Here is a 23003-nt window from a genome sequence, read left to right as displayed (position 1 = left end):
AGCTGTTAATCATAAAAAATGCCCTGCTATTGCAGGGCATTTTTTTATATCTTAATATGAAAATGATCTGTACCCATGCCCGAAAAGTTCCGAGGAAAATATCGAACCACCTCAATGAGGAAACCTGAATGGGATTACGGAAATGATGGGGCTTATTTTATAACCATCTGCACCAAAGACCGGAAGAAATCTTTTGGGAAGGTTGGTAATGGAGTAATGGAAAGATCAGAAATAGGGGATCTTGTCCAAAAATTTTGGGCAGAAATTCCCGGTCATTTTCCATTTGTTGAATTAGGGGAATTTGTGGTAATGCCAGATCATTTTCATGGGATCATTGTAATTAATAATAATTCTAGGAAACCGGTTGAGACGCCCAACTTGGGCGTCTCCACAGTTGTAGATAAAAAAGAGGAAAATAGGAAACCGGGGACAATTGGTGTAATGATCAACCAATTTAAAAGGATCTGTACCATTCATGCGAGGAAGATCGATCCGAACTTTTCCTGGCAATCCAGGTACTATGATCATATCATAAGAGATGATATAGCCTTCAACAGGATCTCAGAGTATATTCGGAAAAACCCTGAAAAGCTAGGTAGCTCCTAGCCGGGAACTCATTTATTTTCTTATATAAATTTTCTTAAACGGAAACTTATGACTGTAGGGATAAACCTATAGTTGCTTATTAATTGATAATCAATTAATTAAATTAATTTTAGTAGTTTAAAATGAGAGGGTATGAGAAATGTGAAATTAATTTTGTTGATGTTGCCATTTGTTTTGTTTTCATGTAAAAATTCACAGCCGGTGGAAGAGGAAGGATTAGCACAGGAAAAGGTCGGAGCAAACTACGGATGTGCCCCAAAGACTGTGGATATTGAATGGTATCAGGAAGACAACGTTGCACCCCTGCTTGAAGGTCTTGACGTACTGCATTATCCTATAACCACAGATAATCCGAAGGTTCAGCAGTACTTTAATCAGGGGCTGGTGTTGTCCTACGGCTTCAATCATGCCGAGGCTGCGAGATCCTTCTATTACGCTTCCAAACTGGATCCTGAATGCGCCATGTGCTACTGGGGTTTTGCTTATGTGTTGGGGCCTAATTACAACGCGGGAATGGAGCCGGATAATTATGAAAGAGCCTTTACGGCGGTGCAAAAAGCAAAAGAATTATCCGGGAAGGTTACGGAAAAAGAGAAGGATCTCATCAATGCCCTGGTGAGGCGATATGTAGCAGAACCTGTTGAAGATCGACGGGATCTTGACCTGAATTATTCCGCAGCCATGAAAGAACTGTATCAAAAGTATGATGAGGATCCTGAAATTGCTGCTCTTTATGCAGAATCGGTTATGGATCTGTATCCCTGGAATCTGTATGATAAGAACGGAGAACCCAGGGAATGGACACCGGCGGTAATTACACTCCTGGAAAAGGTGATGAAGGAATATCCCGATCATCCCGGCGCTCATCACTTTTACATTCATGCCACTGAAGCCTCCAACAAGCCGGAAAGGGCAATCCTGAGTGCCAAAAAGTTTGATGACGGCCTGGTGCCGGGTGCGGGGCATCTTATTCATATGCCGTCGCACACCTATATTCAAACGGGAGATTACCATAAAGGCAGTCTTGCCAATATAAAAGCGGTGAAAGTTGACAGCGCATATGTAACAACCTGTCATGCCCAGGGCGCGTATCCGCTGGTATATTATCCACACAACTACCATTTTTTGGCAGCAACTGCAACTCTTGAGGGTAATAAAGATTGGGCCCTTATGGGAGCAGATAAGCTGGCCGAAAAGATTCATCCGGATATTATGAAGGAGCCGGGTTGGTCTACTTTGCAGCACTTCTATATGATCCCGTATTTTGTGGAGGTAAAGTTCGGGGAATGGGATAAGATTCTCGGTAAAGAGGTAGAAGATTCGCTATTGTATCCTGAAGCTATCTCACGTTACGCTCGCGGAATGGCTTACCTCGGAAAAAAAGATATCCCCAATGCCAAAGCCGAACTTCAAAAGCTCGAGATCCTGGCGAAGGATGAACGCCTGAAGGAGATGACGATCTGGGAAATAAATTCCATGGAAACTATTGTAGACATTGCGAAAAAAGTCCTCAAGGGAGAGATTCTTGCTTCCGAAGGGAATTATGAGCAGAGTATCAGGGTGCTGAAAGAGGCAGTCGCCCTTGAAGACGGACTAAATTTCCAGGAGCCGCCGGATTGGTTCTTTTCTGTCCGCCATAACCTTGGAGCCGTACAAACAGAAGCAGGTAAATATGCCGATGCAGTTAAAACTTTTGAGGAAGATCTTAAAATCCTGCCCAAAAACGGCTGGGCCCAACACGGTCTAAAGCTGGCATATAAAAATATGGGTGACCGGGAAAGGGTGGATCAACTGGAAGGTGATCTGGCAAGATCCTGGGCTACGGCAAACCTTGTGATCACGACCTCAAGGATAAAATAGAGGCTATAGCTGTTATTTTCAAGATGAATGGTGGCCTCGTTGTGAGCGAGCTCTCTTTATCATTAAGCCTGGCAATCTGCGGGGCTTTTTAATATCTTGAGAAATAAAAGATCTGTACCCATGCCTGAAAAATTCCGTGGAAAATATCGCACCCTCTATGAGAAAACCAGGATGGGATTATAGTAGTAATGCAGCCTATTTTGTCACCCTCTGCACCAAAGACCGAAAAAATTATTTTGGGAAGGTCGGGAAAGGAAAAATGGAAAAATCAGAAATAGGGAATCTTGTCCATAATTTTTGGGAAGAAATTCCCGGTCATTTTCCATTTGTTGAATTAGGAGAATTTGTGGTAATGCCAAATCATTTTCATGGGATCATTGTAATTAATAATAATTCTAGGAAACCGGTTGAGACGCCCAACTTGGGCGTCTCCACAGTTGTAGATAAAAAGAGGAAAATTGGAAACCGGGGACAATTGAAGGAATTCTACTCATCTGCTATTCCTCAATTGGAATAGCCAGTAGTGGAATGTCTGCCTTTTTCAAAAGTTCCAGGGAAACACTCTCCTGTAGCAGGTTGTGCAGGAAACTATGTTTATGGGTACCTACGATAAGCAGGTCTGAATTGAGCTTTTTTGCTTCTTCCAGTACTGCTTCCACAGTAGAGCCCTGGATAAGCAATGCTTCTTTTTCAATTTCGGCACTAAGAAAAGTATCGCAATACATTTGAAGATTTCGATGTTCCTCGCGGAATTCTTCTGCCTTAAAATCTCTTATGTACTGTGGCCCAGGCTCATAACCCACAAAGTCAGGATCGGGTTCGGCCACGTGCAGTACCCACACTTTGGCGCCAAATTTTTCAGCAATTCCTTCTGCATATCCCAGCAGGTCTCCGACGGCATCATTAAAGTCAACCGCTACTAGTATGTTCTTTAATTCTTTCATGGTGTTGGTTTGTTTATTCTTTGTTAAGTCAGTTGTCTGTTGTCTGTTGTCAGTTGTCGGTTGTCGGTTGTGTCTATTTTTACTTTCCTGATCACTGATCACTGATCACTAATACTCCTTCTCCCTGTCAACCACCTTCTCCAGTTCCTTTCCATCCTGCATTCTCCTGTAATTATCAAGGATCTGCGGCACTACCGTCTTCGGATTGGTCACACTGGCGATATGTGGTGTAACCCTTATTTTGTCATTGGTCCAGAAAGGATGATCTTCGGGTAAGGGTTCCTTTCTGAACACGTCCAATGCTGCACCCGACAAATGACCTTTTTGGATCATTTCCAGCAGGTCTTCCTCGACAAGATGAGGTCCCCGCGCAACATTAATAACATAAGCTCCTTCAGGTAATTTCTCAAAAAGTTGTTTATTAAGAATGTTTTCAGTTTCAGAAGTCAGCGGCAGGAGACAAACCAGGACATTTGTTTCTGACAGGAAGTTGTTTAGCTCATTATCCCCATGAAATGTAGTAACACCCAGGATCTCTTTTTTGGTTCGGGACCAGCCGGTGACGTGGAATTTGTTCCTGATGAGCTTTTCGGCTACGCCAACCCCAAGAATGCCCATGCCCATGATACCCACCTGAATTTCTTCGGGACGCAGGTATTTTGTTGGTTTCCATTCCTTACTGCAATAGTGGAAAGAAAGATTCCTTATATAATCCATGATAAGGGCGAGCACAAAGACGCTCATATCTCTTGTTAGCTGCTCATCTATCACTCTGGTGATCTTGATATTCTTCGGAATATCAGGGTCTTCAATTATATGATCAATTCCCGCGCCCATAGAAGCGATTACCTTCAGGTTCGGATAGTCCTTAAAGATCCCGTGCGGATGTTTCCACGAAAGAGCGAATTCCACTTTTGAAGGATCGGCTACATCAGGATATACCTCCAGATCAAGGTCGGGTTGTTTTTCTTTTAATGCCTGTACCCAGCCTTTGGGGTCTCTTTGAGAACTGATGATGAGGAATGACATGGTTTATTCACTGTTATGGTTAGGAGACTAGAAACTAGAGACTAGAGCCTAGACTTTTTTTATTTGCTTATATATAATTTTCTGACCACTGACCACTCCTTAATCTGCCTACTTCATACTGCGTACTGCCTACTCGTCTAGTTTCCAGAATCTAGACTCTAGACTTTCTTTAATTCACAAACGCACTGTAACCCGTGATCGCTCTTCCCACAATTAAAGAATTAATTTCTTTAGTTCCTTCATAGCTGTAAATAGCTTCGGCATCGGCGACGAACCGCGCGACATCATACTCAAGAAGGATTCCGTTACCGCCCATCACTTCTCTCGCGCGACTTACTACATCCCGCATCCTCATACTGGTATACACCTTAGCCAGGGACGCGTGCTCATCTTTGAGCAGATCCTGGTCCTGCAGCTCTGATAATCTAAAGCAGAGGGTTTGCATGGAAGTGAGGTTAGCGATCATCTCTACCAGGTGGTTTTGTATCAACTGATAGGAAGCAATTGGTCTTCCAAACTGCTCTCTTTTCTTGGTGTACTTTAGGGCGCTTTCATAAGCACCTCGGGCACAGCCCACAGCCTGCCAGGCTACACCTGCCCGGGTCATTCTTAACACCTTGGCAGTGTCTCTGAAGGATTCGGCTTTTTGGAGTCGGTCGCTTTCGGGAACTTTGCAATCTGTAAGTGTTATAAGAGCATTCTGAACGATTCGCAGCGCCATCTTATCTTCCATTTTTTCGGCCTTAAAGCCGGGATTTTCCTTTCGGACTAAAAATCCCTTCACCTGATTGGAATCTTCATCCCTGGCCCAGATCACTATGACATCTGCAAAAGTGGCATTTCCAATCCATTTTTTCTGTCCGTTGAGTACCCAGTGCTCCCCATCGAATTTGCAGGTAGTTTCGAGTCCGCCGGCCACGCCGCTGCCTACATTAGGTTCGGTAAGGCCAAAGGCGCCAATAGTCTCAAGTTTTTGCATTTTTGGCAGCCATTCCTGTTTTTGTTCTTCGCTTCCGCAGAGATATATCGAACCCATTGCCAGCCCGCTATGAACGCCAAAAAAGGTGGAAATAGATACATCTACCCGGGCGATCTCCTGGGCAATTATACCTTCCATCAAAAATGGCAAATTCGGGCAGCCATAACCTTCATAAGGTACTCCGGTAATATTTAGCTTCTTAAATTTCTCAATGATCTCAAATGGAAATTTCGCCCGGTTCCAGTGGTCGTTGACCAGGGGACGCACTTCATCTTCCATGAAATTCCGCACCCTTATCTGTAACTCACGTTGCTCTTCGTTGAGCTTGAGATCGAGATTGTAAAAATCACCATCAATAGGTGGAAGATCACTCTGACCTTTGCGGCGTTTGGTCTTCAGCATTTTCATGAGGCCCTTGAGCTGATTCTCATCAAGCTGCCCAAGGGTTTGCATGGCTTCCGAAAGGTCTATGTGCTTGTTGATCTTTGTCAGTTGGTCAAGATCAATATTTTTTAAGAGGTTGATGGTATTTCTAACTTTTCCGAAGAACGCCATAGGAGAGGATTTTGGTTTTTCTAAAATTAGGGATTAAAGAAAGGGAAGGCTGTTAAAGCTTTCTGAAAGGCTAAAATGCTTTCCTGAAAATGCGGGGATAAAATCCATGTATCGTTAAAATACTATAAATCAGCCCGATAAAATTTAGAATTAGCAATTATTTAGGATGTATAATCCTGATTTCAGCTTTGTCAGTCGTAAATTTAAGGGACTAAAAAAAAGCATTATGGAAAAAGATCAGATGAAGACGAATGTCAAAAGTAAAAGAACAAGACTTTCCGGCGACGCACGGCAGGACCGAATAGAAAGGGAAACAGGGTATCCATCAGGAACTCATGACCCAAACCTTTCAGAAGCAGAAGTCCGGAAGACCAGGCGACCATACAGAGAAGCAGGATCAAATGATCCGTCCGGAAATACCTCCTCCTTAAAAGGTATTTTGGGAGCGGCAGGACTGCTGGCAGGGGGAGCACTACTTTTTAGAGCAGCTAAGGGAACATGGCCCTTTTCAAAAAAAGCCCGTTCTATTGAGCTTCAGACCAAACAGACTATCAAACGTTCCCGCCGGGAGCTTTATGCCTACTGGAGAAATCTTGAGAATCTGCCCAATTTTATGAGCCACATCAAAGATATCAGGGAAATTGATGAAATGAGATCCCAGTGGACTGCAGAGATTCCGGGAGGGATTGGGACTATAGAATGGGAGGCTGTGATTGAGCAGGATATCGAAAATGAATATATTTCCTGGAGCTCAATTGCAGATGCAGACATTGAGAACGCCGGAGAAGTACGATTTAAGGATGCTCCCTCAGGTAAGGGGACAATTGTGGAAACCACCATATCTTACCGTCCTCCATCCGGGAAGGTGGGAGAATATGCAGCCAAATTGCTAAATCCTGCTTTTGAAAAAATAGTAAAAAATGACCTGAAGCAGTTTAAAAAATACATGGAAAAAGGAGGGGAAAGGAAGTGGAGAAGTGAACCAGAAGGAGATGTGCTTTATTAGAAGAAGCTTATTTTCCAGATGATTTAAAAAACACAAACCCGGAAATTTTTTTCCGGGTTTGTGTTTTTGGAGCTAGGAAAGTGATTTTTCTCACATCTCACCTCTCAATACTCACTACTCAATACTCAATACTAACTACTAACTACTCAATATCAAACGCCTTCTTTACCTTATCCACATAGTCTAATTCTTCCCAGGTAAAAAGATTAACCTCAATAGACTTTTTGCCGTTATACGGACTCTCGAATACTTTTCTTTCCTTACGCGGTTCCTTTCCAAAATGGCCATACGCCGAAGTTTCCCGATAGATCGGACTTCTAAGACCCAGTCTTTGTTCAATAGCAGCAGGTCTCATATCGAAGATCTCCAGAATTTTTCTGGCAATCTCACCGTGGCTCAAATCCACTTTTTTGGAACCATATGTTTCTATCAGGATGGAAGTTGGTTCTACTACTCCAATAGCATAGGAAACCTGGATCAACACCTCGTCGGCAACTCCCGCAGCCACAAGATTTTTGGCGATATGCCTTGCAGCATAGGCAGCAGATCTGTCTACTTTACTAGGATCTTTTCCTGAAAATGCACCTCCCCCGTGAGCTCCTTTTCCGCCATAGGTGTCAACAATGATCTTTCTACCCGTAAGTCCGGTGTCCCCGTGAGGTCCGCCAATGACGAACTTTCCGGTGGGGTTGATGTGGTATTTGATTTGATCGTTGAACAGCTTTTGAACATACTCCGGAAGCTGTGCCTTTACCCGTGGGATAAGGATCTCAATGATATCCTTTTTGATCTTTTCCAGCATGCGGTTATCATCCTCATCAAATTCATCATGCTGAGTAGAAACAACAATAGCATCGATACGCTGCGGAACATTGTCATCGCTGTATTCGATCGTTACCTGGCTTTTTGAATCCGGCCGCAGGTATTTAATTTCATTATCCTCCCGTCGCAGTTTCGCCAGCTCAATAAGGATCTTGTGAGAAATATCGAGAGCCAGCGGCATATAATTTTCGGTCTCTTTGGTCGCGTAACCAAACATCATTCCCTGGTCTCCGGCGCCCTGTTCTTCCTTGTTGCCGCGATCCACGCCCTGGTTTATGTCCTGGGATTGTTCGTGGATCAGGGAGATCACTCCGCAGGAATCCCCGCTAAATTTATACGCCCCTTTAGTGTAACCAATGTCGTTGATCACATCTCTGGCGATGGTTTGAACATCGAGATAAGTATCGCTTTTCACCTCTCCGGCAAGTACCACCTGTCCGGTAGTTACCAGAGTTTCACAGGCAACTTTAGATTCGGGATCAAAGGCGAGGAAATTATCTAAAAGGGTATCGCTAATCTGGTCTGCAACTTTATCGGGGTGGCCTTCAGAAACACTTTCTGAAGTAAATAAATATGGCATGCTTCGTCTTTTTTTAATGATTATTTCAGAAGAAATTTGACGTGAAGCGCTAGAGGAGTTTTCACTGCTTTAGCATTTTATAAGGGTTGCAATCAGTCAAATTTTTCCCTGTGATTTTATCAGGAGCAAATGTATAAAAATAGTTTTAAATCAGCCGCTTTATCTCAGTTTTAAGAATAATTTGGGCGCTCCGGCACTCCCTCCCGGTCGTGCCGTCAGGCTTTCGCGGGTCGCTTCCCTCAGCCTCCCGGCTTCGGGAGAGCTCCAACAACCGCTCAATCCTTAGCGCATCTTTCAATTAACAATATACAATGATCAATAACCAATGAGCAGCCGTTGGCGCGGATTTGCAATCCGTGACGAGGAAATTTAAAGCGGAAATTTGAACTGGGAATCAAAACGGGCTGTTAAGTCCTGCCAATGCTCAAAAATTAAAATTAATCTGAAATTTATTTGTTCCTTAAATTTTTCTGTCGTTAACTTTGCTTCATACAAAAAGAGAAATGAATCAGGTAATTTGTAATATGATGTGTATGATGTGGAGCAAGTCCGCAGCGCGTCCTATTGCATGAATCTGAAAAAGATAAAAAGCAAAAAGCCGCTGCCACCGCAGCGGCTTTTTTGTTTCAATAAATTCAGGAAAAAAATAAGGTGCCAAAAATGATATTTTTAAGACCTTATAAAAACGAGAGGCCGGAAAGCCAAAATTTGAAAAACATGAAAAATTACAAGGCAGTAGCAATGATGATGTGTTGTATGATGTGCATGATGTGCGCCCCACCCCGCTATTGCCAAAAAATGAGGATCTAAGTTAGTTATATATTCAATTTCTAAAATCCCTTTGGCAAGCCAGCCAGGGGGATTTTTTCTTTTTAAACAATTAGCAATTAACAATTAGCAATGATTAAAAAAAGTATTAAGCACCAAATTTCAAGCACCAAATTCCAATTTTAGAAAAGTGAAAAGACCTAAAAACATACGTGAATTCGTGGCCTTTTCAACCCGCAACCCGCAACAATGAACAATTAACAATTAACAAATAACCATTATTCCTTATTCCTTAAACCTTAAACATTAAAAAAATGAGTACACAACAAAAATTTTCGACCAACGCCCTTCACGCTGGGCATGACGTAACAGCAAACGGAGGAACCAGAGCAGTTCCTATCTATCAGACTACCTCTTACGTCTTTAAAGATTCAGATCATGCTGCCAACCTCTTTTCGCTTGCAGAACCCGGATTTATTTATACCCGACTCAACAACCCGACTAACGATGTGCTGGAGCAAAGGCTGGCTGCGCTTGAAGGAGGGATTGCGGCTGTGGTCACAGCATCAGGAACGGCGGCCATTAGCACCACGCTGCTCACGCTGCTTAAATCCGGAGATCACATTGTCGCCTCCAGCAGCCTCTACGGCGGAACTTACAATTTGCTCGGAGTTACTTTACCTCGACTCGGCATCACCACCACCTTTGTTGATCCGCAGAACGCCGGGAACTTCTCGGCTGCCGTAAAGGAAAACACCCGCGCCATTTTCGTGGAATCTCTGGGGAATCCAAAGCTGGATGTGCTGGATCTGGAGGCTATTTCCAAAGTGGCTAAAGAGCACAAAGTTCCTTTCATAGTAGACAATACTGTCGCGACTTCTGCTTTGGTGAAGCCTATTGAGCATGGGGCCGACCTGGTCATCCATTCCCTTACCAAATACATCGCCGGCAACGGAACTTCTCTCGGCGGAGTAATCATCGACGCCGGAAAATTCGACTGGAGCAACGGCAAATTCCCTGAATTCACAGAACCTTCTCCCGGTTACCACGGGCTCGTTTACCACGACGTCCTGAAGGAAGCAGCTTTTATTGCTAAGGTCAGGATCGAAGGTCTGCGCGACCTTGGCGCGGCACTTAGTCCGTTCAACGCATTTCAGATCCTACAGGGACTGGAGACGCTGGAGATAAGGATCAAAAAGCACAGTGAAAATGCTTTGGCCCTGGCGAAATGGCTGCAGCAGAAAGAAGAGGTTAGCTGGGTGAATTATCCGGGATTGGAGAGCAGTCCTTATTATGAACTGGCGCAAAGATACCTTCCAAAAGGCCAAAGCGGAGTGGTCACTTTTGGTGTGAAAGGAGGCTATGAAGCGGCAAAAGTTTTAGTAGATGAAACAAAACTTTTTTCCCTGCTCGCGAATATTGGAGATACAAAATCCCTTATCATCCACCCTGCAAGTACCACACATCAGCAACTAAATGATGAGCAGCAGGAATCCACCGGAGTGACCAAGGATCTTGTGAGACTTTCTGTTGGACTGGAAGACGTGGAAGATCTTAAAGCCGACCTGGAGCAGGCACTTGCACAAATACCTGTCAAAAATGCAATTAAAACAGCTTAATTTATACCCGGAACAGCGAAGACCAATTTGCTGTTCCGGTTAAAGATCAACTTATGTTACAGGAAATAATTATTCCCGATTTTAAAAATTCTGCCGGAACCCTGCAGCAGTTCCGTGTTTCTTTCCGGTTTTTTGGGAGGGAACCCGGAACGGCTCCGGTTGTGCTGGTGAACCACGCCCTTACCGGAAATGCTGATGTCACAGGAGAAAACGGTTGGTGGAAGGAACTTGTGGGTCCGGAAAAATGTATAGACACAGATAAATTTACCATTCTTTCTATCAACGTTCCGGGAAATGGAGCCGGCGGAAAAAAGGAGCATCTGCTGCATAACTACTCCGAATTCACCCTTGATGATATCGCCCGAATTTTTGCTCTTGTATTGGAGGAATTGAAGATCAACAGTCTCTTTGCGGCTATCGGCGGATCTATAGGCGGAGCTTTGGTATGGCATCTGGCTTCTCTAAAGCCTGACCTTATCCAAAACCTGATCCCTATCGCGACCGATCTAAAGGCGACCGATTGGGTACTGGGGCAGTGCAAGGTGCAGGACCAGATCCTGAATAATTCATCAGATCCGCTGCACGACGCCCGAATGCACGCCATGACCTTTTATCGCACCCCGGCATCCTTTTCAGCCAAGTTCCGCAGAAAAAGGAATGAATCAAACCTGCAGTTTGAGGTGGCGAACTGGCTGAGCTATCACGGCCGGAGGCTGGAAAGCCGCTTTGAACTTGCAGCCTATAAGTTGATGAACCACCTGCTCACCACCATAGATATCTGCGGGGAGGAAGAAGCTTCAGTTGCTGCAGCAAAGGTCAGCGGGAATATTCACCTGATAGGAGTTGACAGCGACCTGTTCTTTCTTCCGGGGGAGATCAGGGAAACTTACCGGGAGCTTTCCGCAGTAAAGCAAAATGTGAATTATTATGAGGTCAAATCGATTCACGGGCACGACGCCTTTCTCATAGAATATGAGCAGCTAACAAAATTTTTAGCGCCAATCTTTAATTTAGAAACTAACGAAAATGAAAAAGATCAATATAGTACTCTTTGGAACCGGTAATGTAGGCAGCAAGCTTATAAACCAGCTATTACAGGCCCGTGAACAGCTTCGGAAACGGGAAGGAGTGGAGCTTAATCTCCCGGTGATCGCGAATTCCACCACCGCCTTTTTCCAGAAGGAGAATCAGCAGCCTTCGTGGGAAGCCGATCTGGTGAATTTTGGATTTCCTTACAAACTCCGGGATGTTCTCGAATATGTTCAGCAACAGGGATACGAAAATCTCATTGCGGTAGATGCCACGGCCAGTGAGGATTTTGTGAATAATTATTTTAGCCTTATCGAAGCCGGCTTTCATATTGTCGCAGCAAACAAGGTGGCCAACACCCGCTCCTCTCAATTCTATCTGGAGCTTCGGAAAAAGCTTCAGGAGCACAATAAATTTTTCTTCTATGAGACCAATGTAGGCGCGGGACTGCCCATAGTGGAAACACTGCGAAACTTCCATCGTTCCAACGAGCGGGTGACAAAGGTAAGAGGGGTGTTTTCGGGCTCCCTCAGTTATATTTTCAATACCTATTGTGCCGAAGAAAGGGCTTTTTCTGAAATACTTTCCGAAGCCGGAATTAAAGGTTTCACCGAACCCGATCCCCGGGTGGACCTTTCAGGAAAAGATGTGGCCAGAAAGCTGTTGATCCTTGGCAGGGAACTGGGGCTGGAAAAGGAATTTGAGGAGATCACCATTCAGGATCTCGTGCCGTCGCATCTCAACGGGCAATCAAGCCTGAAGAATTTTCAGAAAAATAAAAAAGATCTTGATCCGCTTTTTCTAAAGCTAAAAAAAGAGCTGAAACAGGATGAGGTCATTAGACATGTGGGGGAGCTGGACCTGCAAACTGGAATACTGGACGTAAAACTGGTGACTGAGAAAAGAACCTCGGCCCTTGGAAGTCTTCAGAACGCTGATTCCTCTTTTGAGATCTTCACGGAGTCCTATGGAGAGCAGCCTTTGGTGATAAAAGGAGCAGGGGCAGGAGCTGCGGTGACGGCACGCGGAGTTCTTACAGATTTAATTAAATTAGCGGAAAAATTACCCTAATGAAGATCCATCTTAAAAGGCTGAACGACAATTATCATTTTGAAACTGTCAACGAACGCGGCAACGTAATTCAACTCGACAACAAGAGTGAACCGAATCCGCAGGGGGCAAGCCCTATGGAATTGCTTCTTATGGGCATCGCCGGTTGCAGCGGGATTGACATCGTCATGATCCTGAAAAAACAGCAGCTGGAGATGACAAATCTGGAGATGGATGTGGAAGGCTTTAGAGTGGATGGCGCGGTGCCAAATGTCTTTACGGGTATTCACCTGAAGATCTATATTGACGGCGATATTCCGGAAAATAAGGCCATAAGAGCAGTAGATCTTTCCCTGGAAAAATATTGTTCGGTGGCTAAAATGCTGGAGAAAACGGCCGAGATCACCACAGAGATCATCCTGAACGGTTCGCCGGTAAAGAAATAATTCCGGCGCTCCTCCCCCATGCGAAAACTGCTGCTCCTTTTTTTAATTTGCCTTAGTTATTCTGTTTTTTCACAGGAGAAGCATTATTCTGTAGAGGCGAATTATTTCTACGGAAGCATTTGGGAGCACAACCCTAATATTTCTCATTTGATCACGGAACCTCCCTACGGAATGCTGCTGCATTTCAACCGGAAGACCTATGGAGATCAGGCCTGGGAGAGGCGGTATAATTATCCAAATGTGGGATTCTCCCTCTCTTACCAGGATCTCAAAAATGAGCATTTGGGAGAGAATTTCGGAGCCTATGCCCACCTCGGATTCTATTTACTAAAGCGGCATCTTTTGCTGAAAGTCGGACAGGGACTGGCAGTGACCACAAACCCGTATCATCCCGATGAAAACTTCCGGAACAATGCCTATGGTTCACGCCTGCTGAGCTCCACAATTTTTACCGGAAACCTGCAGTTTGAAAATCTCATTGGCGGCCTCGGATTCCAGACAGGTCTGTCATTGATCCATTATTCAAATGCCGACTGGAAATCGCCAAACAGTTCCACCAACTCCCTGGCCTGGAGCGTCGGGTTGAATTACGATTTCAACCATGACCTGGAAAGAGCGTATATTCCTAAGGATCCAAAAATGCCATTTTCGGCACCCATTAGGTACAACCTTGTATTACGTGGCGGGGTGAATACTATGGGAGTCATAGGTTCAGAATCCTATCCTTTCCTAACATTTTCGGCCTATGCAGATAAAGCGTTGAACCACAAAAGTACTTTACAGGCCGGAGCAGAGTTTTTCCTTTCCCGGGCCATGGAGGAGTATATTCATTATTATTCGGTCGCTTTTCCGCTGGTAGGCACTACGGGAGATGAAGACGCGAAGCGGGTGGGGGTCTTTGCAGGGCATCAGCTTACCTTTAGGAAGCTTTCCCTTATTACACACCTTGGATATTACCTTTACTATCCCTATGACAGGTATGTCGACAGGATCTACAACAGGATAGGTTTGCAAAGAGAGATTTGGGATGATATTTTTGGATCTGTAACCGTGCGCTCACATGGGGCCAATGCCGAAGCAGTTGAATTCTCAATAGGATATCGATTATGAAACAGCTGCTGAAAAAATACCTGCCGATTTTGCCCTTTTTCGGACTGCTGTTTTTTGTGAGCTGTGATACCGAAGATGCCCCCGATTGTTTCCAAACCGCCGGAAGCATGATCGAAGAAGAATTTCAGGTGGATGAATTTGATGAGCTCATTGTTTACAAAGGGATCAACCTTTTCATTGAACAGGGAACCGAACACCGGGTAAGGGTAAAGACGGGTGAAAACCTGATGAGCGAGATCTCTGCTGAAGTTGTTGACGGCAGGCTCATTTTGCGGAATGACAACGGCTGCAATTTTGTGCGTGACTACAATATTACCGACATCCACGTCACCGTTCCCGACCTCCAATGGCTTCAAAATGCCGGAAACAGGGTAATAAAGAGTGTTGGAGAATTGCATTTTTCAAACATCTGGCTGCGCAGCCTTAACCAGGAACGGTTAAAAGGAGTATATACAGTCGGGGATTTCGATCTGCATTTGGTATCAGATTATGTGCGGGTAACGGGGGATGATTTTTCCAATTTCTTCCTTCGCGGCAGCACAGATTATCTTAACCTGTACATCGCTAATGGCGACGGAAGGGTGGAAGCGCAGGAGTTGGAAGCAGGTACCGTGGAAATTCAGCATCGTGGAACGAACAAATTATTTGTGAATCCGCAGCAGGTATTGAAAGGGGAGATAAGAAGTACGGGAGATGTCATCTCTGTCAACCGGCCGCCTGTGGTGGAGGTAGAGACGTTTTATTCCGGGAAGTTGATTTTCGAGTAAATCCTGACAGCGGTTTTTAACCCTGTCAGCGGTTAAGCGGCACCTTTGTCCGACCCAAGGGAGCAGTTAAATTTCCTGGCACGGATCACCGTCCGGCGAACAGGAAGATGGCGCGGATTTGTAATCCGTGCCGAGGATATTTCAATCCTACCAGGTTTCAAAAACCTTGCAGGTCTGGTATGACAAAACCCTTTCAGGGTTCCAAACCCTGAAAGGGTTGAATAAAAACTACTACTTCTTCAGCGTCAACTCAGAAAATAAATTCTCTAAGTTCTTATTCTTCCGGTTGAGCTGCAGGGTTTTTAATCCGTTATCATGGGCGAAATCGAAGACCGTGGGGCGCATGTCTTTTTCAGTGTCAAAATAAAGTTCGTATACAAATCCACCGGTGTTCCTTACGTCCAGTAGGTGAGGGAGTCGTTTTAGCGCCACTTCCTCAATACGGTAATCAAATTCAACTTCAATGATCTGTACCTGTTCATCCCGTAGCTCTTCAAGATGCTTGTCAGCTACAATTTTACCGTTGTTGATGATGATCACCCGGTCGCACAAAGCTTCTACCTCGCGCATGATGTGTGTAGAGAATAAAATAGTTTTCTCCTTTCCAATGCCTTTTATAAGCTCCCTTATCTCCACCAACTGATTAGGATCGAGTCCGGTGGTGGGTTCGTCGAGGATCAAAACTTCAGGATCGTGTAAAAGGGCATTTGCCAGGCCGACTCTTTGCCGGTAACCTTTGGAGAGCTGCTCGATTTTCTTATTGGCTTCGGGTAAAAGTCCTGTCTGAAGAATTACCTCCTCAATTCGCTTTTTTGGCACCTTATAAATGAGTGCGTTGAACTCAAGGTATTCCCTCACAAACATTTCGGTATAGAGAGCATTATGTTCCGGGAGATATCCCGTGCTTCTTTGGGCTGAAAGCATGTCTTCAGCAAGAGGGTATCCGTTGACCGTGGCTTCTCCCGAGGAAGGCTGTAAATAACCGGTAAGGATCTTCATCAGTGTCGATTTTCCGGCACCATTGGGGCCAAGAAAACCCACGATTTCACCTTTTTGAATGGAGAAGGAGACTTCATCAAGGGCTTTCTGTTCGCCGTAGTATTTTGAGATCTTATTTACCTGAATGGACATAGCAGCTTTTTTCCAAAAGTAAATTAAGTTTTTCAAAACAAGGAAATTTTGGGAGTAGAACTCCGGGGACATCATTTTTAGCGAAATCGTTCTCGTGAAATTTTCAGGAAAAAATATCGTTTTCTGAAAATATATGCTACATTAGCTTTTCAGAAAAAGGACAATGAACAACTTATTTATCTGGAACGCCTGGTATTATTTTTATTTCTATTCAAGAGATAGGATCGGGAGTGCCGTATAATTAAGTTAATAGTTATAACAGAAATCCCGATGTAAGCATCGGGATTTTTTTTTGCCATAAAATGGAAGAAAAAATAGCCATACAGGGAATAAAAGGTTCTTTCCACCACCAGGTGGCCGGAGAATATTTTGGACAGGATGTGCAGGTAGATGAATGCCGGACCTTCAAAGATGTCGTTGACAGTTTGCTCACCAACAGGTCTGTTAGCGGAGTGATGGCCATAGAGAATTCTACTGCCGGCACTATACTTCCCAATTACGCCTTGATCGATGATAATGATCTTCAGATAAAAGGCGAGCACTACATTCCCATTTTCATGAACCTTATGGTACTTCCGGGGCAAAAGATCAGCGATATTAAAAAAGTATGTTCTCACCCCATGGCCTTATTACAATGCCATAATTTCTTCAAGGACTATCCCCATATTGAACTAATTGAAGATACAGACACAGCAGATGTTGCGAGGAGGATAAGCGAAGAAAAGCTGAAGGGAGTGGCGGCTCTCGCCAGTAAGACTGCCGCCCAAATATATCATCTGGATATTCTGAATGAAGGTATTCAGAATATGAAGAGCAATTCCACGCGTTTCCTGGTGCTTTCGTCTAAAAATTCCGTGCCTGTGGTGACCGGATCAAATAAGGCTTCTCTCAAGATCATTCTTGAAAATAAAAAAGGAAGCCTGGTGAGTGTGCTGAATATTCTGCGGGATTTTGACCTGGATATGACGAAAATTCAGAGTGTACCCGTGGTAGATGTTCCGTGGAAATATGCCTTCTTTATTGACGTGCTTTTCCAGGAAGAGGAGGAATTGCATAAGGTGCTCGGAATTCTGGGAGAATTGACTGAAGAAATAAAAATTTTAGGAATTTATAAAAACGGCTTATTATGATTGCACAAGCCAGCAGATTGGACCATGTTGAGGAATACTACTTCTCGACCAAATTAAAGGAAGTGAGGGCGCTACAGGATTCCGGAAAGCCCATTATTAATCTGGGAGTTGGAAGCCCCGACCTGCCGCCGCCGCCGCAGGTGATGACTGCATTGCATCAGGCGCTGCTCAATCCAGATGCGCACCAGTATCAGCCGTATCGTGGCACGAATGACTTTCGCAGAGCCATAGCAGAATTCTACCGGAATTTTTATGGGGTAGCCCTAAATTCCGATACCGAGATCCTACCCCTAATGGGCAGCAAGGAAGGGATCACCCACATTTCCATGGCGTTTTTAAATGAAGGAGATGAGGTGCTGGTACCCAATCCGGGATATCCCACCTATGCTGCTGTAAGTCGTTTGGTAGGGGCCAGCACTGTGCTGTACGATCTCAGTGAAAAAACCGGCTGGTTTCCGAACTTTGAGCAACTGGAAAAGCGGGATTTAAGCAAAGTGAAATTGATGTGGGTGAATTACCCGAACATGCCCACAGGTGCGGTGGCAAAAAAGGCAAATTTCGAACAGCTTATCGCCTTCGGAAAAAAGCACCGCATTCTTATAGTTAACGACAATCCTTACAGTTTTATACTGAATGAGGAGCCCGAAAGTATCCTGAAATATGCCGATGATGCAGATGGCGTGCTGGAGCTGAATTCCCTTAGCAAAAGCTTTAATATGTCCGGCTGGCGCATTGGGATGCTCTGCGGAAGTGAAAAGCACATCAATTCGGTCCTAAAGGTGAAGACGAATATGGACAGCGGTATGTTCTTCCCGTTGCAGGCCGGTGCAGCCATGGCTTTAAGGCTTCCGCAGGAATGGTTCAATGAACAGAACAAGATCTATTTGCGACGGAAAGAAGAGATCCTGAAACTGGCTACGGCCCTGGAATGTAGTTTTTCTGAAGATCAGACAGGCTTGTTCTTATGGTGCAAAGTGCCCAAAGGAATTACTTCGGAAGCTTTTGTAGATCATCTTCTAAAGCAGTATCATATTTTTGTGGCCCCGGGATTCATTTTTGGGAGTCAGGGAGAAGGTTACATCCGGTTTTCCCTTTGTGCGCCGGAAGAAAACATTATTAAAGCCTGTAACAGAATAACAGCATGAAAGTCCACATTGTAGGTATAGGATTAATTGGCGGATCATTCGCCCTTGGGTTGCGAAAGGCATTTCCGGGTGTGGAAATTTCCGGGAGTGACGCGAGTGAGGCTCATCTTCTTGAAGCTGAAGAATTGAAAATCATTGACCGCTCTGCCAATCTTGAGGAGGTAAAGGAGGCAGATGTGGTGATCATTGCCGTTCCTGTTGATGTGGCCAAAAAAGTGGCCGTTGAGGTTTTGGATCAGGTAGTGAACGACACCCTGGTTTTTGATGCAGGATCGACCAAGGCAGGATTGTGTGAAACTGTAGCCGACCATCCAAACCGGCGGAATTTCCTTGCGGCCCATCCTATTGCAGGAACAGAATTCTCAGGGCCGGGGGCAGCAATAGAAGATCTCTTCCGCAATAAGACCAACATCATTTGTGAAGTGGAAAAGACAGCTTTCAAGCTTCAGGAGAGAGCCCTGGAGATATTTCAGAAGCTGGGAATGCGCATCAGGTATATGGATCCCAAAGCTCATGACCGGCATATAGCCTATGTTTCTCACCTGTCGCACATTAGTTCGTTTATGTTAGGAAAAACCGTGCTTCAGAAAGAACAGAATGAAAAGGACATATTTGATCTTGCAGGCAGTGGATTTGCCTCCACAGTGCGGCTCGCAAAAAGTTCACCTGCTATGTGGACGCCCATTTTTCAGCAGAATAAAGAGAATATTTTAGAGACGTTAGAGGAGTACATAAATAATCTTTCGAGATTTAAAGATCTTATCGAAAAAGATGATTTTCAGGAGGTATTTTTGGAAATGGAAAGAACCAATCATATTAAAACAATTTTGAACGGAATAAACTAATTACAATGGAAAATAAGAAAGAACTCAGAACCTGGTTGGACAATTTTGGATTGGAGCATCCACTTGTGATCGCAGGCCCCTGCAGTGCGGAAACCGAGGAGCAGGTGCTTAAAATTGCACACCAGTTAAAAGATACAGATGCAACTGTGCTCAGAGCCGGTATCTGGAAACCCAGAACCCGCCCCGGGAATTTTGAAGGTGTAGGTGCCCTTGGTCTAAAATGGCTTCAAAAAGCCAAGGAAGAAACGGGAATGCTTACCACTACAGAAGTTGCCAATCCAAATCACGTAGATTTGGCGCTTAAGCACGATATCGACATTCTGTGGATAGGAGCAAGAACTACTGTTTCTCCTTTTATTGTTCAGGAGATCGCCGATGCTTTAAAAGGAACCGATAAGGTTGTACTGGTGAAGAACCCTGTAAATCCAGACCTTTCGTTATGGCTGGGAGCTGTAGAAAGATTCTACACCAGTGACATTAAAAACCTGGGAGTGATCCACCGCGGATTTTCGACCTACGAGAAAACCAGGTACAGAAATAACCCTGAATGGCAGATCCCTATTGACCTGCAGACAAAATTTCCTGATCTGCCTTTGATCCTCGATCCTTCGCACATAGCCGGTAACAGAACATCCATCTTTGACCTTTGTCAGACCGCACTGGATCTAAATTACGACGGACTTATGGTGGAAACTCATTACGATCCAGATAATGCGTGGAGCGATGCGGCACAGCAGATCACCCCGGCTACCCTGGTGCAGTTCATGGAGGATCTGAAAATTAGAAAAGAAATTTCAGAAAGTGAGGAATTCCAGACGAAACTGCAAAGCCTGAGAGCGATGATAGATATCGCAGATACTCAGATCCTGGATGTGCTTTCCAGAAGGATGAAGATCAGTGACGAGATTGGAAAAGCCAAAAAGGCACAGAACGTAGCTGTTTTACAGAACCAGCGCTGGAGTGAGATCCTCACAAAAATGACCAGGGAAGGCGAAGAGAATGGCCTGAGTGAGGAATTTATTATGCGTATCTACAAAGCCATTCACCAGGAATCTATTGACCACCAGGAGAAGGTTATGAGATCGATGAAGTAAAGCGCAGCCCCATGATCCAAAAAACATGGGGTTTTTTGTGTTAATAAATCAGCTGTTACAGCTTCTAAAGATGTAGATAACAGGTATTGATTAATTATGATGTAATTTTGCGGAAAGAAAAGAAAATATAATTTTTGTTGTTCATCCTTCTTATCAGAAAGATGAAACCTGAATTATTCAATGTAATTTATGACAGGAACCGTTTACAAATCTACCGGGAGCTGGTATCAGGTAAAAGCCGATGACGGTCGGTTTTTTCAGTGCCGTATCAAAGGGAAATTCAGGATCAAGGGCATTAAGAGCACAAATCCTGTAGCCGTGGGAGACCGGGTGGAGTTTAAACCTGAAGAAAATTCCGAAGAGGAGCAAAATGGAGTAATTACAGGTATTAAGGAGCGTGAAAATTATATAATTCGAAAATCTGTCAACCTGTCCAAGCAGACACATATTATCGCTGCAAATGTGGATCAGGCTTTTTTGCTGGTCACTCTCAACAATCCGCCAACCTTTACCACTTTTATAGATCGTTTTCTTGTCACTGCGGAAGCTTATGACATAAAAGCTATTCTGCTTTTCAATAAAGTAGATACCTACAACGAAGATGAGCTGGCCGAAGTAAAATACCTGGCGGCGATGTACCGCCAAATTGGATATCAATGTATAGGGATTTCAGCAAAGACGGGTAAGAATATTGAGCAGGTAAAGGAGTTGATGAAAGATAAAACCAGTATGATCTCCGGACACAGCGGTACGGGAAAATCTACTTTGGTCAATGCTATCGAACCAAAACTTGATCTAAAAACTACGGAAATATCCGAGCAGCACCGGCAGGGGCAGCACACTACCACTTTTGCTGAAATGTTCGATCTTGACTTTGGTGCCAGGATCATTGATACTCCCGGCATTAAGGGTTTTGGAGTGGTAGATATTGAAAAAGAAGAACTGGGAAATTACTTTCCGGAATTCTTTGCACGAAAACAGGACTGTAAATTTTACAATTGCCTGCACCTGGAGGAGCCTAAATGTGCTGTAAAAGAGGCTCTGGAGGCCGGGGAAATTCCCTGGTCCCGCTATAAAAGTTATCTGCAAATTTTAAAAGGCGAAGACGAACAGCATTATCGCTTTGACAATCATCAACCGGAATGAGAACAGTAGTTCAAAGAGTTTCTGAAGCCTCTGTAACGATAGAGGGTGTCAAAAATGCAGAAATTGGGCTGGGTTTATTGATCCTCGTAGGAATTGAAAATGAAGATACTACTGAGGATATAACCTGGCTGTGCAAAAAGATCGCTAACATGCGAATTTTCAACGACAGCAACGGGGTAATGAACGATTCGCTACTCGATGTAAATGGGGAAGCCATAGTGGTAAGTCAATTCACACTACATGCCAGCACCAAAAAAGGAAACCGCCCCAGTTATATCAAGGCCGCAAAGCCCGATGTTGCTATTCCTTTGTACGAAAAATTTGTACGGGAACTTGAAGGGCAGCTGGGAAAAAAAGTAGGTACAGGAGAGTTTGGTGCCGACATGAAAGTGGCTCTTTTAAATGATGGGCCTGTGACCATCATAATAGATTCGAAGAAGAGGGAATAATTTTCTCCGAACCCCTGTCAGGGCTTAGAGCCACTGACAGGGTTGTCGGTGCTGTAACCCTGTCAGCGGTTTTACACCCTGACAGCGGTTTGATCGAAAGTATGAAGGTTAAACGGTACAGGTAGAAAGTCAACCACTCTCAGGGCTTTGAGCTACTGACAGGGTTGATAACAGATTAAATAAATTTTTATCTCTTGAAAATAGAAAGCATAGAACGGGGAAATTATTACCACATTTACAATCGGGGTAATAATGGTGCCGACGTGTTTTTTGAGCACGAGAATTATCTTCATTTCTTACGATTGTTCTCTAAGTATCTGGATACTGTAGCTACAACTTTAGCGTGATGCCTTATGCAGAATCACTTTCATTTTTTGATCTATTTTAAAGAAGAAAAGGAACTTAGAGAGGGTGCGGAGATTAAACCGGGAATATTTCAAGATCCTTCTCGGCAGTTGTCTCACTTTTTTAATTCCTATACACAGGCTGTTAATAGAAGATTCAACCGGACAGGTTCGCTTTTTGAACGAACATTTGAACGAAAGAAGATAGATTCCGAAGATTATCTTCGTAAAATTGTATTTTACATTCATAATAATCCTGTTGCTCATGGGGTTGTGGAGAAAATTGAAGATTATCCCTGGTCGTCCTATAAAACTATAATTTCTCCGGAACTGTCAAATCTGGACAAGGAACAGGTGATAGGATTGTTTGGTGATCGAGAAAACTTCATTACTTATCATAATCGAAAATAACCCTGTTAGCGGTTTTACACCCTGACAGGGTTCGTCGGGAACACTAAAGTTAAGCCGTACAGATAGGAAATCAACCACTGTCAGGGCCTGGAGCCACTGACAGGGTTGTGTAGAAAAATAGTTCAGGCAACGGTTTTA

The 23003-nt window shown here is 44.2% G+C and carries 22 protein-coding genes; 17 read left to right on the top strand and 5 right to left on the bottom strand.

Annotated features, from left to right (window positions below):
- The first annotated feature begins 114 nt into the window (after positions 1-114).
- From G564_RS0108195 to G564_RS18880, 3 genes are all read left to right on the top strand, one after another.
- Positions 115-606: a transposase gene (locus G564_RS0108195; RefSeq protein WP_211224623.1), complete on the top strand. Its 492-nt coding sequence runs from the start codon at positions 115-117 to the stop codon at positions 604-606.
- 132 nt (positions 607-738) lie between these two features.
- Complete coding sequence (locus tag G564_RS0108190; RefSeq protein ID WP_029037238.1) at positions 739-2466, top strand: tetratricopeptide repeat protein; 1728 nt, start codon at positions 739-741, stop codon at positions 2464-2466.
- Positions 2467-2623: 157 nt separating this feature from the next.
- A complete protein-coding gene (locus tag G564_RS18880; protein ID WP_051205363.1) occupies positions 2624-2983 on the top strand; it encodes a transposase in 360 nt (119 codons plus the stop codon).
- On the opposite strand, the gene G564_RS0108180 is transcribed toward G564_RS18880, so the two are convergent.
- The 3 genes from G564_RS0108180 to G564_RS0108170 form a co-directional block, all read right to left on the bottom strand.
- On the bottom strand, positions 2964-3410 hold the full coding sequence (locus tag G564_RS0108180; RefSeq protein ID WP_029037237.1) for a universal stress protein: 447 nt from the start codon (positions 3408-3410) through the stop codon (positions 2964-2966). The genes G564_RS18880 and G564_RS0108180 overlap by 20 nt on opposite strands.
- A gap of 108 nt (positions 3411-3518) precedes the next feature.
- Positions 3519-4439 (bottom strand): 2-hydroxyacid dehydrogenase, encoded by a 921-nt coding sequence (locus tag G564_RS0108175; protein ID WP_029037236.1) that lies wholly within the window; start codon positions 4437-4439, stop codon positions 3519-3521.
- A gap of 169 nt (positions 4440-4608) precedes the next feature.
- A complete protein-coding gene (locus G564_RS0108170; RefSeq protein WP_029037235.1) occupies positions 4609-5973 on the bottom strand; it encodes an acyl-CoA dehydrogenase family protein in 1365 nt (454 codons plus the stop codon).
- A gap of 226 nt (positions 5974-6199) precedes the next feature.
- On the opposite strand from G564_RS0108170, the gene G564_RS19880 reads away from it, so the two are divergent.
- Entirely contained in the window at positions 6200-6979 is a 780-nt protein-coding gene (locus G564_RS19880; protein ID WP_245583673.1) for an SRPBCC family protein, read from the top strand.
- A 142-nt stretch (positions 6980-7121) separates the two neighbouring features.
- Here G564_RS19880 and metK read toward each other — a convergent pair whose 3' ends face one another.
- A complete protein-coding gene (gene metK, locus G564_RS0108160) occupies positions 7122-8381 on the bottom strand; it encodes a methionine adenosyltransferase (RefSeq protein WP_029037234.1) in 1260 nt (419 codons plus the stop codon).
- Between the two features lie 1082 nt (positions 8382-9463).
- Here metK and G564_RS0108150 point away from each other — a divergent pair.
- The 6 genes from G564_RS0108150 (at position 9464) to G564_RS0108125 (ending at position 15170) form a co-directional block, all read left to right on the top strand.
- Complete coding sequence (locus tag G564_RS0108150; protein ID WP_029037233.1) at positions 9464-10768, top strand: O-acetylhomoserine aminocarboxypropyltransferase/cysteine synthase family protein; 1305 nt, start codon at positions 9464-9466, stop codon at positions 10766-10768.
- A gap of 53 nt (positions 10769-10821) precedes the next feature.
- Positions 10822-11832 carry an alpha/beta fold hydrolase gene (locus G564_RS0108145; RefSeq protein ID WP_029037232.1) on the top strand — a complete coding sequence of 337 codons (1011 nt, stop codon included), beginning with the start codon at positions 10822-10824 and terminating at the stop codon, positions 11830-11832.
- A complete protein-coding gene (locus tag G564_RS0108140; protein WP_029037231.1) occupies positions 11795-12868 on the top strand; it encodes a homoserine dehydrogenase family protein in 1074 nt (357 codons plus the stop codon). The genes G564_RS0108145 and G564_RS0108140 overlap by 38 nt, the downstream gene beginning before the upstream one ends.
- Positions 12868-13293 carry an OsmC family protein gene (locus tag G564_RS0108135; RefSeq protein ID WP_029037230.1) on the top strand — a complete coding sequence of 142 codons (426 nt, stop codon included), beginning with the start codon at positions 12868-12870 and terminating at the stop codon, positions 13291-13293. Before G564_RS0108140 ends, G564_RS0108135 begins: the two co-directional genes overlap by 1 nt.
- A gap of 147 nt (positions 13294-13440) precedes the next feature.
- A complete protein-coding gene (locus G564_RS0108130; RefSeq protein WP_316928850.1) occupies positions 13441-14403 on the top strand; it encodes an acyloxyacyl hydrolase in 963 nt (320 codons plus the stop codon).
- The gene (locus G564_RS0108125) at positions 14400-15170 is read left to right on the top strand and encodes a head GIN domain-containing protein (RefSeq protein ID WP_156879203.1); all 771 of its coding nucleotides are present in this window, start codon (positions 14400-14402) and stop codon (positions 15168-15170) included. The genes G564_RS0108130 and G564_RS0108125 overlap by 4 nt, the downstream gene beginning before the upstream one ends.
- A 231-nt stretch (positions 15171-15401) precedes the next feature.
- On the opposite strand, the gene gldA is transcribed toward G564_RS0108125, so the two are convergent.
- Positions 15402-16301 carry a gliding motility-associated ABC transporter ATP-binding subunit GldA gene (gldA, locus tag G564_RS0108115; RefSeq protein WP_029037227.1) on the bottom strand — a complete coding sequence of 300 codons (900 nt, stop codon included), beginning with the start codon at positions 16299-16301 and terminating at the stop codon, positions 15402-15404.
- 302 nt (positions 16302-16603) lie between these two features.
- Between gldA and G564_RS0108110 the strand changes: the two genes are divergently transcribed.
- The 7 genes from G564_RS0108110 (at position 16604) to G564_RS18870 (ending at position 22865) form a co-directional block, all read left to right on the top strand.
- Positions 16604-17431 (top strand): prephenate dehydratase, encoded by an 828-nt coding sequence (locus G564_RS0108110; protein ID WP_029037226.1) that lies wholly within the window; start codon positions 16604-16606, stop codon positions 17429-17431.
- Entirely contained in the window at positions 17428-18576 is a 1149-nt protein-coding gene (locus tag G564_RS0108105; RefSeq protein ID WP_029037225.1) for a pyridoxal phosphate-dependent aminotransferase, read from the top strand. The genes G564_RS0108110 and G564_RS0108105 overlap by 4 nt, the downstream gene beginning before the upstream one ends.
- On the top strand, positions 18573-19421 hold the full coding sequence (locus G564_RS0108100; protein WP_029037224.1) for a prephenate dehydrogenase: 849 nt from the start codon (positions 18573-18575) through the stop codon (positions 19419-19421). Before G564_RS0108105 ends, G564_RS0108100 begins: the two co-directional genes overlap by 4 nt.
- Before the next feature lie 5 nt (positions 19422-19426).
- On the top strand, positions 19427-20515 hold the full coding sequence (locus tag G564_RS0108095; protein WP_029037223.1) for a bifunctional 3-deoxy-7-phosphoheptulonate synthase/chorismate mutase type II: 1089 nt from the start codon (positions 19427-19429) through the stop codon (positions 20513-20515).
- A gap of 189 nt (positions 20516-20704) precedes the next feature.
- The gene (gene rsgA, locus G564_RS0108090; RefSeq protein ID WP_029037222.1) at positions 20705-21661 is read left to right on the top strand and encodes a ribosome small subunit-dependent GTPase A; all 957 of its coding nucleotides are present in this window, start codon (positions 20705-20707) and stop codon (positions 21659-21661) included.
- The gene (gene dtd, locus G564_RS0108085) at positions 21658-22110 is read left to right on the top strand and encodes a D-aminoacyl-tRNA deacylase (RefSeq protein ID WP_029037221.1); all 453 of its coding nucleotides are present in this window, start codon (positions 21658-21660) and stop codon (positions 22108-22110) included. Before rsgA ends, dtd begins: the two co-directional genes overlap by 4 nt.
- Before the next feature lie 353 nt (positions 22111-22463).
- Positions 22464-22865, top strand: coding sequence for a hypothetical protein (locus G564_RS18870; RefSeq protein WP_084625608.1), 402 nt, complete (start codon positions 22464-22466; stop codon positions 22863-22865).
- The last annotated feature ends 138 nt before the right edge of the window (positions 22866-23003 follow it).

The sequence above is a fragment of the Salinimicrobium xinjiangense DSM 19287 genome, assembly GCF_000423585.1.
Lineage (GTDB): Bacteria > Bacteroidota > Bacteroidia > Flavobacteriales > Flavobacteriaceae > Salinimicrobium > Salinimicrobium xinjiangense.
This window is presented reverse-complemented; position numbering and strand designations above follow the sequence as displayed.